We start from the raw sequence: 14,461 nt of genomic DNA on the forward strand, positions 1-14,461 counted from the left end.
CACGCGGCCAGGCATCCCGGCCGCGTGAGCGTGGACGACGACGGAGAGACCCACTGGAGCTGGCGCTACGAGACCTCGCCGCTGCGCGGCCCGCGCTGGTCCTGCCGCGGCGAGCTGCACAACGATCTTGCGCCGGATGTGCGCTGCGGCCAGCGCCCGAACGAAGTGGCGGTCCAACGCTAACGCAGTTCTCACGATGGGAGGCCCGCCGATGAAACACCCCAGCTCCACCCTGACCGCCGATGATCTGCCGGGCACGCCCAGCGGCGCTGACGCCGTAGCCGGCCGCCCCGCCGGAGTCCTGCTCCCCGGCCGGGACCTTCTGATCGTTGCCCGCTACTTCACCCCGACCGAGGCGCACGTGGTGTGCGGCTGCCTGGTCGCCGCCGGCATCCCGGCGGTCGTCGCTGACGACAACCTGGTGCAAGCCAATTCCCTGTGGACCCCGGCTCTGGGTGGGGTGCGCGTTCTCGTACCGTCTGAACACATGGCCGAGGCGCAAGCCGTCATCGCCGCCTACGAGCGCGGCGAGTTCTCCTTGCGGGATGATGAGGACGTCGGCCCGGCGGCGCCTTAGGCGACCGTTGCGAGATTGACCAGCAACTGGCGCACGGAGGCCCGCACGGCGTTGAATTCTGCGCGGCGGGTGTGGCGGTTCAGGCGGAACAGCATCAGGCCTTCGATCTGCGCCACCATGAGGATCGCGCGCTGCATGTATTCCTCGTCCCCGATCCGGGGATTCAGCCCGCGAATCAGGTTGTAGATCGTCTTGCGCTCGCGCGCCATCATCTTGTCCATCAGCCGCGAGGCAAACGGATTGCGCGAGGCCAGCGCCCAGATCTCGAAGAACAGCGCGTGCGTCACCGGATCGGTGATTTCCTCCAAAAACATGTCCGCCGTCGACAGGAAGCGCTCCAGCGGAGGCGCATCCTGCATGGCCGCCGCGATCGCGTCGATCTTCGACTGGAACACGTCCATCGTGTACAGCAGCAGCGCCTCCAGCAGCGAGTCCTTGTCCGGATAGTAGTGCTGCACATTGGAGAGCGAGATCCCGGCCCCCGCCGCCACCTTCCGCATCGACAGCCCTGCATACCCGTCGCTGGCCAGCAGGGTGCGCGCGCACTGGAGGATCTCCTGCGCCCGCCCGAGCCCTTTCTCGGTCGTGGACGAGGCTTTGTTTTTGAGAGCACTATTCAGCATGGCTGTCATTATGGCACGCCGATTTGACAAATAGTACAGCTGACCTATAATCGTCCGACGCACTAGGTCGCCCGACCTAATCACAGCTATGGAGACAGAGATGAGCCGCAAAGTGTTCGTCGCCGGCGTGGGCATGATCCCGTTCGCGAAGCCCGGCAGCAGTGCCCCCTACGACGAGATGGGTGCCCACGCCGCCCGCCAGGCGCTGCAGGATGCCGGCGTCCCGTATGACAATGTGGAACAGGCCTACGCGGGCTACGTCTACGGCGACTCCACCAGCGGCCAGAAGGCCCTGTACAAGGTCGGCATGACCGGCATTCCTATCGTCAACGTCAACAACAACTGCTCCACCGGGTCCACCGCCCTGTTCCTCGCGCGCCAGGCCGTGGAAAGCGGCGCCGCCGACTGCGTTCTGGTGCTGGGCTTCGAGCAGATGGCGCCGGGCGCGCTGGCCTCCGTGTTCCAGGACCGCCCGAGTCCTTTCGACGCCTTCGACGATGTCACCGAGAAGCTGGTCGGCATGGCCGAGATCCCGCTGGCGCTGCGCTACTTCGGCGGCGCGGGCCTGGCTCATATGCAGAAGTACGGCACACCGCTGGAGGCTTTCGCGAAGGTACGCGCCAAAGCCAGCCGCCATGCCGTCAACAACCCGCTCGCCCTCTTCAAGAAAGAGGTGAGCGTCGATGACGTGATGAATGCGCCCGTGATCTGGCCCGGCGTGATGACCCGCCTGATGGCCTGTCCGCCGACCTGCGGGGCCGCGGCCGCGCTGCTGGTCTCCGAGGACTACGCCCGCAAGCACGGCCTGCGCACCGACGTCTACATCGCGGCGCAGTCCATGACCACCGACCGCCCGGGCACCTTCAGCGCGGACGACATGATGCGCGTGGTCGGCTACGACATGAGCCACGAAGCCGCCGCCCAGGTCTACGCCCGCTCCGGCATCGGCCCCGATCAACTGGACGTGGTGGAGCTGCACGACTGCTTCGCCCACAATGAGCTGATCACCTATGAAGCCCTGGGCCTGTGCGGCGAGGGCGAAGCGGACAAGTTCATCAGCGAGGGTGACAACACCTACGGCGGCAAGGTCGTTACCAATCCGTCCGGCGGCCTGCTGTCCAAGGGCCACCCGCTGGGGGCAACCGGTCTCGCCCAGTGCTACGAACTGACCCACCAGCTGCGCGGCACGGCCGACGCACGCCAGGTGGATGGTGCGCGCATCGCCCTCCAGCACAACCTGGGCCTGGGCGGCGCTTGCGTGGTCACCATGTACCGCTCGAATTGAGGAGGCGCCATGAACTACGTCTCTCCCTGGATGGACGCAGACCTGGAAGGCTTCCGCGATGCGGTCAAACGCTTCGTGGACGCGGAAATCGTTCCGCACAATGAACGCTGGCGCAAGCAGCAGCACGTGGACCGCGACACCTGGAACAAGGCCGGCGAGATGGGCATCCTGCTCGCCGACATCCCGGAGGAATACGGCGGCTCCGGCGGCACCTTCGCGCACCAGGCGATCGTGTTCGAGGAGTTGAGCTTCTCCGGCGATACCGCCTTCGGCATCCACGTGCACGCCATCGTCGCGCACTATTTGCTGAACCAGGGCACCGAGGAGCAGAAGCGCACCTACCTTCCCAAGCTGGCCAGTGGCGAAATGGTGGCCGCCATCGCGATGACGGAGCCGGGCGCCGGTTCGGATCTCAAGGGTATCCGTACTACAGCTAAACTGGAGGGCGACCATTACGTGCTGCACGGGTCCAAGACCTTCATCTCCAATGGCTACCTGGCGGACTTGATCCTGGTGGTCGCCAAGACCGACCCCGAAGCAGGGTCCAAGGGCATTTCGCTGATGCTGCTTGAGACGAAGAACTGCGGCGACGGATTCCGCGTCGGCCGCATCTTGGAGAAGGTCGGCCAGAAGGGGCAGGACACCTGCGAACTGTTCTTCGACGGTGCCCGCGTGCCGCGTGAGAATGTGCTGGGCGGGGTGGAAGGCAAGGGCTTCGTGCAGCTGATGACTGAGCTGCCGTACGAGCGCGTGATTGTCGGCATCGCCGGCGTGGCCGCCATCGAGAAGGCACTGGCGCTCACCATCGAGCACACCAAGGAGCGCAAGGCGTTCGGGCAAGCGCTCATCGAACTGCAGAATACGCGCTTCGTGCTCGCCGAGATCAAGACCGAAGCGACCGTGGCGCGCACCTTCATCGACCGCTGCATCGTCGACATGCTGGAAGGGCGCATGGACACCGAACTCGCGTCCATGGCCAAGTACTGGATCACGGACCTGCAATGCAAAGTGGTGGACCAGTGCGTGCAGCTGTTCGGCGGATATGGTTACATGCTTGAATATCCGATCGCGCAGCTGTACGTAGACGCACGTGTGCAGCGCATCTACGGCGGCGCCAACGAGATCATGAAAGAGATCATCTCTCGTTCTTTGTAAGGAGCAGTGCATGGCGGGACCGCTGGCAGGGCTGAAGGTCATCGAGATGGTGGGTATCGGCCCTTGCCCGTTCGCGGCGATGCTGCTGGCCGATATGGGAGCCGACGTGATCCGCATCGACCGCGCGGCGCCGCCCGGTGCGGACAATCCGTTTCCCATCCTCGGGACCAAGTACGACGTGATGGCGCGCGGACGCGAGGCCATTGCTGTGGACCTCAAGAGTGCAGCGGGCCGCGCGACCGTGCTGGCGCTGGTCGAACAAGCCGACATCCTGATCGAAGGATTCCGCCCCGGTGTGATGGAACGCCTTGGGCTCGGACCAGATGCGTGCCACGAGCGCAATCCACGGCTGGTCTTCGGCCGCATCACTGGCTGGGGGCAGGACGGCCCGCTCGCGCAGGCCGCGGGCCACGACATCAACTACATCGCGCTCACCGGCATGCTGGGTGCGATGGGCCGCCAAGGCGAGCCACCCGCTCCGCCCCTTAACCTCCTCGGCGACTTTGGTGGTGGCGGCATGCTGCTGGCCTTCGGCGTGATGTGCGCGGCGTGGGAAGCGCGCGCTTCCGGGCAAGGCCAAGTCGTGGACAGCGCCATGACCGATGGCGCGGCGCTGCTCGGGTCCATGATCTATGGGATGCGGGCCTACGGCGAGTGGAATGCGCAGCGCGGTGCCAACATGCTCGACGGCGGCGCGCATTTCTACGACACCTATGCCTGTGCCGATGGCCGCTTCGTTTCGATCGGCGCCATCGAGCCCCAGTTCTATGCGAAGCTGCGCGCGCTGGCGGGCCTCGGCCAGGATCCCGACTTCGACGCCCAGATGGACCGCGAACGTTGGCCCGCGCTGAAGGCCAGGCTGGCCGCCATCTTCCGCACCCGCACGCGCGATGAGTGGTGCGCCCTGATGGAAGGCACGGACGCCTGCTTCGCCCCCGTGCTGGACATCGACGAAGCACCGCAGCACCCGCACAATGCGGACCGCCACACCTTCGTCGACATCGCGGGCGTCCCGCAACCCGCTCCCGCCCCGCGCTTCTCGCGCACCGCCGCGGACACGCCCATGCCGCCCTCGCGGACGGGCGCCGCCGCTGCTTTGCGCCGTTGGGGCGTCACGGAAGATCGTCTCCGCGCCCTCGGTCTGTGAGGGCTATCTGCCACCCGCTACAATGCCTTTATTGCTGACTTGAGGGGGCGGGTATGACGGTGGGCCGAATTCTGCGTGCGGTGCTGATTGGCGTGGCCGCGTTCTGGCTACTGTCCCTGCTCCCGGCTATCCTCCTGCGCATGAACGGCATCGAGCTTCCCCAAGCCCCGGCCGTGCCTGAGGAACCGGTCTACCACGACCGGACGGGCAAGACCATCAACCGCGCCGAATACGACGCCATGCTGGGCCGCGAATACGCCGCCGCGCACGGCATCCGCACCCACGCCGAGTGCAAGGCCCAGCTTCAGCACCTCCAGCAGCTCGCGTGCGACCGCTACGTCTCAAGCCAGAAATCCATCCCGCCGCACATCAAGCAAACCGATTGGGCCAGCGGCAAAACCACCGAACAATGCCGCCGCGAAGTGGATGCCTACTGGAGCGCGTTGGTCGAGGACCTGCGCGAGATGGGTGACGATCACGCCGCCGGCGTCTGGACCCGCAAGCACTGGGCGCCGGAATCGGCCGAGTGCCAGAACTATGACAACGTCCGCATCAGCAAGGTGATCCACGAACCGCAGGCCCGCCTCAGCGCCATCCTGAAGCGCCTCGACAGCGGCGGCACCGCCACCGACGAAGACCGCGCCATGGTCCGCCGTGACCTGCCCGGCGTCGCCGCCTTCCCCGACAACCCCTACCGCACCGCCTACCTCAGGGACGCCGACCGCTTTCTACAGCTCGCGCCTTGACGATTTGCCGTCCAGTTGGACAGTATCAATTGCGCCCCATGCGCTGCTCCTAAGCTGAGATCAAATCGCTTTCGGGGAGTGCATCATGTGGTTCGATCACCAAGCCTTCTTTACCGCCTACGAGGACCGCTTCGCCCCGCTCACCGCGCCCAAGCGCGCGGGGCTGGATGTGCTGCTCGGCTTCATGCAGCTGGACCAGGCGATCCAGGACATCCGCATCGCCGCCTACATGCTGGCCACGGTCAAGCACGAGTGCGCCGACAGCTGGCAGCCAATCACGGAGTGGGGCCCCGACGAGTACTTCGACAAGTACGAGCCGAACACGCCCCTCGGCGTGCAACTCGGCAATATCCAGCCGGGCGACGGGCGCCGCTACAAGGGCCGCGGCTATGTGCAGATCACCGGCCGTACCAATTACAGCCGCCTGGGCGACGCGCTTGGCATCGGCGACGCCCTCGTCAACGACCCCGACCGCGCGCTCGATCCGCTCACGGCCTACCGTATGCTGTCGATGGGGATGCTGGAGGGCATGTTCACCGGGCGGGCACTGGGTGACTACGTGAGCGAGCGCGGCACGGACTATGTGAACGCACGCCGCGTCGTCAACGGCCTGGACCAGGCGACCACGATTGCCGCCTATGCCCTCGGCATCGAACAGGCGTTGTATCTTGCGCTGCTGACGGCGGGCGGGTGAAACGGCCGTACAATCGGCGGGTCGCCACCTTCTTGACGCCGCCATGCACGTGCTCCCCCTGCGCCTGAACCCGGGTGCCGACCTGCGGTCCACCCTCGCCGCCGCGCTCGCCGAAACCGGAGCGCAGGCGGGGTTCGTCCTGCAGGCGATCGGCAGCCTTTCCGTGGCGCGCTTGCGCCTGGCGGGCCGCGACGATCTAACCGAACTGACCGGCGACTACGAGATCCTGGCGCTGGCGGGTTCGCTGTCCGTCGATGGTCCACACCTGCACATGAGCATTTCCGATCGCGACGGCAACGTCCTCGGCGGCCACGTGGGCACCGGTTGCGTGGTGCGGACCACGGTGGAAGCGCTGGTGGCCGTGCTGCCGGAACACAGTTTCACGCGCGTGCACGACGCTGCCACCGGATACCCGGAACTGCACATCGCCCGCGCCGCGGGCTCCAGCTAGCTCAATATCGGCGCCTTCAGCGCGCAACCAGCAGCCGCAGCCCCAGGCCGACGAAGATGGTCCCAGCCGCCCGATCCAGCCACATGCCTGCCTGCGGCCGTGCCTGCAGCCGCTGGCCCACCGCACCCGAGAAATATCCCAGCAGCCCGAACAACACCACCGCCTGCAGCGTGAACACGAGGCCCAGCACCGCCGTTTGCAGCGACGGGTGGCCCTGGCTGGCCACCACGAACTGCGGCAGGAAGGACAGGAAGAACAGCACCACCTTGGGATTGATGGCATTGGCGAACACGCCCTTGAGGAACAGCCGCCCGGCGGTCTCGTCCGCCGTCACCGCCGCCGCCTGCGCGCCGCCCTTGCTGCGCAGCGCGTTATAGCCCAGCCAGATCAAATACAGCCCGCCGCACACCTTGAGCGCTGTGAAGGCCACCGGTGACGCCGCCAGCAGGGCGCTCACCCCCAGCGCCGCCAGCAGAGTGTGGCTGAGACAACCCAGCGCGCAGCCGAGCCCGAACGCCATCCCCTTGATCCGTCCCTTGGACATGCCCAGGCCGAGCACCATGAGATTGTCCGGCCCGGGAGACAGCGTGATCAGCACGGCGACAGCGAGGAAGGACAGGATTTGCTGGAGTGTGAGCATGGCAGGCGCGAGAGTGGGAGCGAACCTCTATTGTACGAGCTCGGCCGGAACCGGGCCCAGGCATGAAAAAGCCCGCGCTTCCTCGCAGAAGGCGGGCTTGGGAGGGTGTCAGGCGATTACTTGGCCGTCAGCGCGTTCTTGACGGTGAGGCAGAGCTGGTCATCTTCCACCGAGTCCAGCAGCGCGCGGCGGGTGGCCGGCGACAGGTCCTTCATCTTGGCCGCCGCATCCTCCAGCCGCTTCACGCTCGCGGCCGTGCAAGCGTAAGGGATCAGGCTGTTGGAATACGCGCGGATGTAGACCGTGCTGCCTTTCTTGTCCAGCTCCGGCAGCTGCGCCAGACGCTGCTCGGCGGTCTTCTCGCTCAGCTCGCGCTGCTCGGGCGTGTACAGCGAGCCCATCGCAGTGCGGACTTTCGAGAACGGCAGCTTGGTCTGCAGGTCGGTCACCGTGCCCAGCCACTCGGCCTTCACCGCCGGGTCCGGACGCACGGCCGTGGCCGCGATCGCGCGGGCTTGGCCCGCATCCGACTTGTCGCGCTCCTGCTCCGCCTTCACCAGCTCGGCGGCACCGGCATAGTTGTAGCGGTTGAGGGCGTAGATGATGTTCCAGCGCAGATCCTGGTTGATGGTCAGGCCGTCCACCTTGGCCGAGCCGTCCAGCACCGCGGCCAGGCGCGCCAGGCCTTCCGGCGTACTGGTCACGCCCACGTACAGGTTGAACCACAGGCGCTGGAAGTTGTCGTTGCCCTTGGCGGCCACGGCGCGGTCCCAGGCCATCGCTTCCAGGTCCTTGCGGGTCTGGCGCGACCAGGCGTTGTCGACGCCCATGGCATCCATCAAGCCCTTGGCGCGCGCGACCTTGCCGGTCACGTCGGTGAGTAGGGTGTAGTCCTTCTCGCCCGGCAGGTTCTTGAACACCACGGCCATGTAGTCGTTGAGCGGCAGTTTGCCGTCGCGCACGCCATCCCACAGGCTCTGCCACAGCATCGCGCGCAGCAGCGGATCTTCCACGCCCGCCAGGTGGTTGCGGGCGGTTTCAAACGAGCGCTGGTCCAGCACCACCTTGGCAAAGCCCCAGTCCTGGTAGTTGGGGTAGACCAGGTCCGGGCAAGCGCTGCCGACCAGGCCCTTCACCGCCGTCTTGGCGCCGTTGTAGATGACGGGCACGTTCTTGTCCAGCACCAGCTGGCCATCCTTCATCTTGAAGCTGGCCACTTGCACGCGCTGCTCGCGCAGGGTCGGGAACTTGGCAGTGCCGCGCTGGTCGATCGTGAAGCTGTCGATCTTGCCGCCTTTGCAGCTGTAGTTGGCCGCGATGGTGTTCACGCCCGGTTCATACAGCCACTGCTTGGTCCAGGCCGAGAGGTCACGGTGCGCCGCTTCGCCCAGACTGCCGATGAAGTCCTGCAGCGTCGCGTTCTTGAACTGGTACTTCACCAGGTAGTTGTGCACGCCCTTGCGGAACACGTCCTCACCCAGCAGGTGGCGCAGCTGCTTCAGCGTGGACGCGCCCTTCGAATAGGTGATCGCGTCGATGTTGTCGAACGCGCTCTGGCTGGAGGGCACCGGCACCTCGATCGGGTGGGTGGTCGCGCGTGAATCCTGCGCATAGGCGGCCTGCTTGCCTTGCGAGTAGAAGGCCTGCCAGGCGTCCTTGAACTCGGTCGCTTCGGCGGTTGCCAGCGTGCCCATGAAGGAAGCGAAGCTCTCGTTCAGCCACAGGCCGTTCCACCACTTCATGGTGACCAGGTCGCCGAACCACTGGTGCGCCATCTCGTGCATGATCACGCCCGCCAGATTGTGTTTCTGGGCGGTCGTCATCTCGGCGCGGAACATAAAGCCGCCTTCCGCGAAGGTCACCGCACCCGCGTTCTCCATCGCGCCGTACAGGAAGTCCGGCACCAGCAGCTGGTCGTACTTGTTGAACTGGTAGGGGACGCCGAAGTATTCGTCGAAGAAGGCCAGGCCGGCCTTGGTGTAGCGGAACCATTCCTGCGGCTTGATCTGGGACGCGACCGACTGGCGCGAGAACAGGCGCATCGGATATTTGCCGGAAGTGTCTTCCCACACCTGGTACGGGCCGGCGGCGACTTCGAAGTTGTAGGCGGAGAGCTTCTTGGTGGTCGGGAAGGTCCAGCGCTTGCTGTCGGCGCCCACGTCTTCCACCTTGGTCTCGCGGCCGGTGGAGACCACCACCCAGTCCTTCGGCACGGTCACGGTCAGGCTGTAGGTGCCTTTCAGGTCCGGCTGGTCGAACAGCGCGAACATCTGGTGCGCGGCGGCCGGTTCGAAGTGGGTGTAGGTGTAGACGCGCTTGTCCACCGGGTCGACCATGCGGTGCAGGCCTTCGCCGTTGGTGCTGTGCGGGCGGTCGTAGCTGACCACCACCGTGTTCTTGCCTTTGACCAGGTCCTTCGGCTGCAGGGTGATGAACCAGTTGTTGTACTCAGGCTTGACCTCCTTGCCGTTGACGGTCAGGGTCTTGATGGTCGCCTTGTCCAGGTCGATGGTCAGCGGGCTGCTGGCATCCTTCAGGTTGAAGGTGAGGGTGGTGGTGCCGGAGAAGGTCTCCTTGCCGGTGATCGTCAGGTCGACCAGGTAGTCGACATTGGCGATGCGCGCGCTGCGGGCGAACGCGTCGGCCTGCGACAGGTAGGCGTTCTGCGCACGCGGGGCGGGCGCGGCGGCGTGGGCGGTGTGAAGGGCAAAAGCCGAGGCAATGGCAAGCGCAAGCGCGCGCGGAGCAGTCAGTTTCACGCTGGGGTCTCTCGTTCTAGGAATGCGTTGACGGAAAAAGCTGGGCGCAGCATAGCACTGGCGCTTTGATAAGCAAATATATGCATATCTGCATGCATACAGCGGTGGCCCGCCGGTGCTGGGGTTACAGTGCGCGCGTCATGACGTAGGCGTCGACGTAGCCGAGCTCGGTGTGATGGAAGGCGCCGGGGAGAGTACCGGCGATGGCGAAGCCGTGCTTCTGGTAGAGGGCCACCGCCGGGGCGTTGGTCGATACCACGAAGTTGAATTGCATCGAGCGGAAGCCTTGGGCGGTGGCTTTGGCGAGCGCGTCGCGCAGCATGGCGCCGCCGATGCCGCGTCCTTGCAGGTTTGGACTCACGAGGAAGGTCGCGCTGCTTACGTGGCTGGCGCGGCCAGGGAAGTTGGCGTTCAGCTTGTACATGCCGGCGACCTCGCCCCCGTCCAGCGCCACAAAGGACTGGATGCCAGGCGCCAGCCACATCGCATCGAACAGCTCGTCGGACGTGTCCTCCGTGAACGGCAGCGCGTCGCCGCCGCGGCACACGTCGCGGAACAGGGCGGCCATGGCGTCGCGGTACTGCGGCTGGGCGGGTTCCAGGCGGAGGCAAGCGGTCATCGTGAATGCAGCCCAAGTTGAAAAATTGGCACTGTACAGGCTTTCACCGCCCAGCGCGCGTGCCGCTCCAGTTCTCCTGAGGTCGCGTGCGGCCCCGTCCCGGCGGATGCGGCACAATCGGGCCACCATCCCGACCTCAGCCTTACTTCCCCACCCATGAAATCGCTGAAGCTGCTGTTCTCGATCGCGCATGCCGTGCTGGCGCTGATGTTCGTCGGCATGGCCGTGCTACTGACGGTTTACGCCGGAGTGACCGCCTGGGACGCGGTCGGCGTTGACGCCGAGGCTAACGCGCCGATCGCGATCGAAGCCATCGGCCTGCTGGCTATCGCGGTTGTGTCGCTGCAGATCGCCCAGACCATCACCGAAGAAGAGGTGGTCCGCGATGCCCACATCAGCGCTCCGACGCGCGTGCGCCGCTACCTGTCGCGCTTCATGGTCGTGGTGGTGGTGGCGCTGTCCATCGAAGGCCTGGTCGCCAGCTTCAAGACCCTGCACGAGGATCCCGAACTGCTGCCTCACGCTGCCTCCGTTCTGGTGGCTGCCGGCGTGCTGCTGGCCGGTTGGGGTGTCTTCATCCGCCTCAACAGGTCCGCCGAGGAACTGGAACCGGAAGCCATGGAGGCCGCGAAGAGCGAGGATGCCAAGGTCGACGAATAATGCCGGCCCAACGGAAAAAGCCGCTGCACCTTGCGGCACAGCGGCTTTCGAATTCTTGGTGGTGATAGCTGGACTTGAACCAGCGACCCTAGCATTATGAATGCTATGCTCTAACCAACTGAGCTATATCACCACGAGAGCCACGCATTATAGTGGCTTGGCCGGACCCTGTCAACGGATCGTGCAGCTCACGTGCGCCAGTAATTCGCCCGCCGGATCGGCCCCCAGGCAGTCGATCACGACCCGTTCCGGCATCGCACGCAGCCACGTGAGCTGGCGCTTGCACAGCTGGCGCGTGGCGGCGATGCCGGTCTCGCGCAGCTCATCCCGCGAGATCGTGCCATCTAAATATTCCCAGGTCTGCCGGTACCCCACGCAGCGCATCGATGGCAGCGACAAGTTCAAATCGCCGCGCGCCCGCAGCCGCGCCACTTCCGCCACCAGGCCCTCATCATCGCGCGTCCCGAGCATCGCGTCAAAGCGGGCCGCGATCCGTGCGTGCAGCACTGCGCGGTCGGACGGCTCCAGCGCATACGAGACCAGTTCGAAGGGCAGCTCCAGCTTGGGCCGCCCGGTCAGCAGTTCCGACATCGGCTTGCCGGACAACTCATAAATCTCCAGCGCGCGGTTGATGCGCTGCGCGTCGTTGGGCTTCAAACGCTCGGCGGTGACCGGGTCGACCGCCCGCAGCCGCTCATGCATCGCGGGCCAACCGAGGGCGGCGGCGTCGGCTTCGATGCGGTCGCGTACCGCCTGGTCGGCCTGCGGCAGGTCGTCCAGGCCTTCGGTCAGGCCCTTGTAGTACATCATGGTCCCGCCGACCAGCAGCGGCAGCGCGCCGCGCGAGGAAATCTCGTCCACCAGCCGCAGGGTATCGGCGCGGAACTGCGCCACCGAATAGGACTCGGTTGGCTCGATGATGTCGATGAGGTGATGACGGACCGCCGCCAGCTCCTCGGCCGAGGGCTTGGCTGTGCCGATGTCCATGCCGCGGTACACGAGTGCCGAATCGACCGAGATGATCTCGACCGGCATCGCGCGCGCGATCGCCAGCGCCGCTGCCGTCTTGCCGGAGGCGGTCGGCCCCATGATGGCCACCGCGCGCGGCTTCGGGCCGCGCTGCACGAATGAGGACATGATGCTTACTGCCCGCGCAGGAACAGCTTGTCCAGCGCCGAGATATCGAGCTGCACCCAGGTCGGGCGCCCGTGGTTGCACTGGTCCGAGCGCTCGGTGTGCTCCATCTGCCGCAGCAGCGCGTTCATTTCCTGGATCGACAGGATGCGATTGGCGCGCACCGCCGTGTGGCAGGCCAGGGTGCCCAGCAGCTCGTTGCGGCGCTCGATTAGCACGCGCGAGCCGCCGTATTCGCGCACGTCGCGCAGGACGTCGCGCGCGAGGGTCTGCGCGTCCGCGGACTTTAGCAGCGTGGGAATCGAGCGCACCGCCAGCGTGGTCGGCGACATCACGGCGATGTCGAAGCCCAGCGCGTGCAGCGTCTCCTGGTGTTCGGTGGCCGTGCCCACTTCCACCGCGTCGGCGAAGAAGGTCACGGGAATAAGAAGCGGCTGCACCTGCATCTGCTGCCCGGTGCCCGAGAGCGCGCCATCGATGGCCGTCTTCAGCTGCTCGTACAGGATGCGCTCGTGCGCGGCGTGCATGTCCACCAGCACCAGCCCGCGCGTGTTCTGCGCCAGGATGTAGATGCCGTGCAGCTGGGCGAGCGCGAAGCCGAGCGGGAATTCCTCGTCCGGCGCGGCGGGCGAGCCGACCACGATGGTCTGCGCCTCAAGCACCGGCGATGCAGACGAAGCTTGCTGTGGCACGAACGGCTCATGGCCGTCTTCCTTGAACAGCGCTCCATACGCCGCGGTGGACTGCGCCACGCCCGGGCTGTCGTAGCGGCTCCCTGGCGGGAATGGCGACGGCGAGAACGTGGACGAGAACTGCGACCCGAACGACGCCTGCTGCGGGCGCCACGGAGCGGCAGCCGAGCCGGAAGCATCGCCGCCATCCATGGAGGCCGCAGCCTGCGGTGCCGGCGCATTGGCGAAAGAGGTGGCCGACGTCGCGGCCAGCGCGCGCTGCACGGCATGGAAGACAAACTGGTGGACCGTCCGGCTGTCGCGGAAGCGCACCTCGATCTTGGACGGGTGCACGTTCACGTCCACCAGCGCCGGGTCCAGCTCCAGCGCCAGCACGTAGGACGGGAAGCGGTCCCCATGCAGCACGTCCTGATAGGCCGCGCGCACCGCGTGCACCAGCAGCTTGTCACGCACGAAGCGGCCGTTCACGTAGAAGAACTGGCCATCCGCGCGCGCCTTGGACGCCGTGGGCAGGCCCACGAAACCGTGCAGCCGCAATGGTCCGGCACATTCGTCGACGGGCAAGCGCGCGGCTGCAAACTCGGAGCCCAGGATGTGCGCGCAGCGCTTGGCCAGGTCGCACACATTCCAGTGGTCGACCGTCTTGCCGTTGTGCGAAAGCGTGAAGGAGACATCCGGCCGCGCCAGCGCGATGCGCCGCACGACCTCCGCGCAATGGCCGTACTCGGTCTGCTCGGATTTCAGGAATTTGCGGCGCGCAGGCGTATTGAAGTACAGGTCCTGCACGTCGATGGTGGTGCCGTAAGCGCCCGATGACGGCGACACCGCGCCATGGTGGCTGCCGATGATCTGCCAGGCATGCGCCGCATCGGCCGTGCGCGTGGTCACCGAGACCGCCGCCACCGCCGCGATGGAGGCCAGCGCCTCACCGCGGAAGCCCAGCGTGGCCACATTTTCTAGATCGGTCAGCGAGGCGATCTTCGAGGTCGCATGCCGCGCCAGCGCCAGCGGCAGCTGGTCCGGCGGGATCCCGCGCCCATTGTCGGTGATAGCGATGCGTTTGACGCCGCCTTCCTCCAGCCGGATGCTGATCTGCGTGGACCCGGCATCGAGCGCATTCTCCAGCAGCTCCTTGACGACGGCGGAGGGCCGTTCCACCACCTCGCCGGCGGCGATCTGGGAAATCAGCTGGTCGGGAAGGGCCTGGATGGGGCGGGGAGCGGTGATGACGGGCGCGTTCATCCGGTGAATTATAACGGGGCCAAACGGGCCGGTGATC

15 protein-coding genes and 1 tRNA gene are annotated in these 14,461 nt (G+C 66.1%); 9 read left to right on the forward strand and 7 right to left on the reverse strand.

The annotated features are described in order from the left end of the window. Both E4L96_RS23505 and E4L96_RS04060 read left to right on the forward strand, forming a co-directional pair. The coding region (locus tag E4L96_RS23505) for a hypothetical protein (protein WP_167758594.1) at positions 1-183 on the forward strand (183 nt) is incomplete at its 5' end. A 28-nt stretch (positions 184-211) separates the two neighbouring features. Continuing rightward, positions 212-577, forward strand: coding sequence for a putative signal transducing protein (locus E4L96_RS04060; protein WP_135205949.1), 366 nt, complete (start codon positions 212-214; stop codon positions 575-577). Here the strand turns inward: E4L96_RS04060 and E4L96_RS04065 are convergent. After that, positions 574-1,200, reverse strand: a complete 627-nt coding sequence (locus tag E4L96_RS04065; RefSeq protein WP_229414213.1) for a TetR/AcrR family transcriptional regulator — start codon at positions 1,198-1,200, stop codon at positions 574-576. The two genes, E4L96_RS04060 and E4L96_RS04065, sit on opposite strands and share 4 nt — an antisense overlap. A 100-nt stretch (positions 1,201-1,300) precedes the next feature. On the opposite strand from E4L96_RS04065, the gene E4L96_RS04070 reads away from it, so the two are divergent. From E4L96_RS04070 to E4L96_RS04095, 6 genes are all read left to right on the forward strand, one after another. After that, positions 1,301-2,485 carry a lipid-transfer protein gene (locus E4L96_RS04070; RefSeq protein ID WP_135205951.1) on the forward strand — a complete coding sequence of 395 codons (1,185 nt, stop codon included), beginning with the start codon at positions 1,301-1,303 and terminating at the stop codon, positions 2,483-2,485. 9 nt (positions 2,486-2,494) lie between these two features. Beyond that, positions 2,495-3,640: an acyl-CoA dehydrogenase family protein gene (locus E4L96_RS04075; protein WP_229414214.1), complete on the forward strand. Its 1,146-nt coding sequence runs from the start codon at positions 2,495-2,497 to the stop codon at positions 3,638-3,640. Between the two features lie 10 nt (positions 3,641-3,650). Next, a complete protein-coding gene (locus tag E4L96_RS04080; protein ID WP_135205952.1) occupies positions 3,651-4,787 on the forward strand; it encodes a CaiB/BaiF CoA transferase family protein in 1,137 nt (378 codons plus the stop codon). Between the two features lie 53 nt (positions 4,788-4,840). Further along, positions 4,841-5,533 carry a hypothetical protein gene (locus E4L96_RS04085; protein WP_135205953.1) on the forward strand — a complete coding sequence of 231 codons (693 nt, stop codon included), beginning with the start codon at positions 4,841-4,843 and terminating at the stop codon, positions 5,531-5,533. 85 nt (positions 5,534-5,618) lie between these two features. Further along, positions 5,619-6,227, forward strand: a complete 609-nt coding sequence (locus E4L96_RS04090) for a glycoside hydrolase family 19 protein (RefSeq protein WP_135205954.1) — start codon at positions 5,619-5,621, stop codon at positions 6,225-6,227. A gap of 43 nt (positions 6,228-6,270) precedes the next feature. Beyond that, positions 6,271-6,678, forward strand: coding sequence for a PPC domain-containing DNA-binding protein (locus E4L96_RS04095; protein WP_135205955.1), 408 nt, complete (start codon positions 6,271-6,273; stop codon positions 6,676-6,678). 16 nt (positions 6,679-6,694) lie between these two features. On the opposite strand, the gene E4L96_RS04100 is transcribed toward E4L96_RS04095, so the two are convergent. The 3 genes from E4L96_RS04100 to E4L96_RS04110 all read right to left on the reverse strand — a co-directional run bounded on the left by E4L96_RS04100 (position 6,695) and on the right by E4L96_RS04110 (position 10,696). After that, the gene (locus E4L96_RS04100; RefSeq protein WP_135205956.1) at positions 6,695-7,318 is read right to left on the reverse strand and encodes a LysE family translocator; all 624 of its coding nucleotides are present in this window, start codon (positions 7,316-7,318) and stop codon (positions 6,695-6,697) included. 116 nt (positions 7,319-7,434) lie between these two features. Further along, positions 7,435-10,077, reverse strand: a complete 2,643-nt coding sequence (pepN, locus tag E4L96_RS04105) for an aminopeptidase N (RefSeq protein WP_135205957.1) — start codon at positions 10,075-10,077, stop codon at positions 7,435-7,437. 124 nt (positions 10,078-10,201) lie between these two features. Then, positions 10,202-10,696, reverse strand: a complete 495-nt coding sequence (locus E4L96_RS04110; RefSeq protein WP_135205958.1) for a GNAT family N-acetyltransferase — start codon at positions 10,694-10,696, stop codon at positions 10,202-10,204. A 156-nt stretch (positions 10,697-10,852) separates the two neighbouring features. Between E4L96_RS04110 and E4L96_RS04115 the strand changes: the two genes are divergently transcribed. After that, the gene (locus tag E4L96_RS04115; RefSeq protein ID WP_135205959.1) at positions 10,853-11,356 is read left to right on the forward strand and encodes a hypothetical protein; all 504 of its coding nucleotides are present in this window, start codon (positions 10,853-10,855) and stop codon (positions 11,354-11,356) included. Positions 11,357-11,412: 56 nt separating this feature from the next. Here the strand turns inward: E4L96_RS04115 and E4L96_RS04120 are convergent. The 3 genes from E4L96_RS04120 to mutL all read right to left on the reverse strand — a co-directional run bounded on the left by E4L96_RS04120 (position 11,413) and on the right by mutL (position 14,424). Then, positions 11,413-11,489, reverse strand: a tRNA-Met gene (locus tag E4L96_RS04120). A gap of 38 nt (positions 11,490-11,527) precedes the next feature. After that, positions 11,528-12,493, reverse strand: a complete 966-nt coding sequence (miaA, locus tag E4L96_RS04125; protein ID WP_135205960.1) for a tRNA (adenosine(37)-N6)-dimethylallyltransferase MiaA — start codon at positions 12,491-12,493, stop codon at positions 11,528-11,530. Between the two features lie 5 nt (positions 12,494-12,498). Next, on the reverse strand, positions 12,499-14,424 hold the full coding sequence (gene mutL / locus E4L96_RS04130) for a DNA mismatch repair endonuclease MutL (RefSeq protein ID WP_135205961.1): 1,926 nt from the start codon (positions 14,422-14,424) through the stop codon (positions 12,499-12,501). Between the last annotated feature and the right edge of the window lie 37 nt (positions 14,425-14,461).

The sequence above is a fragment of the Zemynaea arenosa genome (genome assembly GCF_004614185.1).
GTDB classification, from domain to species: domain Bacteria; phylum Pseudomonadota; class Gammaproteobacteria; order Burkholderiales; family Burkholderiaceae_D; genus Telluria; species Telluria arenosa.

What these genes read in the sequence shown, in the direction of transcription:
- E4L96_RS04110 (WP_135205958.1), bottom strand. Translation starts at nt 10,696, where the DNA reads ATGACCGCTTGCCTCCGCCTGGAACCCGCCCAGCCGCAGTACCGCGAC.
- E4L96_RS04090 (WP_135205954.1), top strand. Translation starts at nt 5,619, where the DNA reads ATGTGGTTCGATCACCAAGCCTTCTTTACCGCCTACGAGGACCGCTTC.
- E4L96_RS04080 (WP_135205952.1), top strand. Translation starts at nt 3,651, where the DNA reads ATGGCGGGACCGCTGGCAGGGCTGAAGGTCATCGAGATGGTGGGTATC.
- mutL (WP_135205961.1), bottom strand. Translation starts at nt 14,424, where the DNA reads ATGAACGCGCCCGTCATCACCGCTCCCCGCCCCATCCAGGCCCTTCCC.
- E4L96_RS04075 (WP_229414214.1), top strand. Translation starts at nt 2,495, where the DNA reads ATGAACTACGTCTCTCCCTGGATGGACGCAGACCTGGAAGGCTTCCGC.
- E4L96_RS04070 (WP_135205951.1), top strand. Translation starts at nt 1,301, where the DNA reads ATGAGCCGCAAAGTGTTCGTCGCCGGCGTGGGCATGATCCCGTTCGCG.
- miaA (WP_135205960.1), bottom strand. Translation starts at nt 12,493, where the DNA reads ATGTCCTCATTCGTGCAGCGCGGCCCGAAGCCGCGCGCGGTGGCCATC.
- E4L96_RS04065 (WP_229414213.1), bottom strand. Translation starts at nt 1,200, where the DNA reads ATGCTGAATAGTGCTCTCAAAAACAAAGCCTCGTCCACGACCGAGAAA.
- E4L96_RS04085 (WP_135205953.1), top strand. Translation starts at nt 4,841, where the DNA reads ATGACGGTGGGCCGAATTCTGCGTGCGGTGCTGATTGGCGTGGCCGCG.
- E4L96_RS04100 (WP_135205956.1), bottom strand. Translation starts at nt 7,318, where the DNA reads ATGCTCACACTCCAGCAAATCCTGTCCTTCCTCGCTGTCGCCGTGCTG.
- E4L96_RS04115 (WP_135205959.1), top strand. Translation starts at nt 10,853, where the DNA reads ATGAAATCGCTGAAGCTGCTGTTCTCGATCGCGCATGCCGTGCTGGCG.
- E4L96_RS04095 (WP_135205955.1), top strand. Translation starts at nt 6,271, where the DNA reads ATGCACGTGCTCCCCCTGCGCCTGAACCCGGGTGCCGACCTGCGGTCC.
- E4L96_RS04060 (WP_135205949.1), top strand. Translation starts at nt 212, where the DNA reads ATGAAACACCCCAGCTCCACCCTGACCGCCGATGATCTGCCGGGCACG.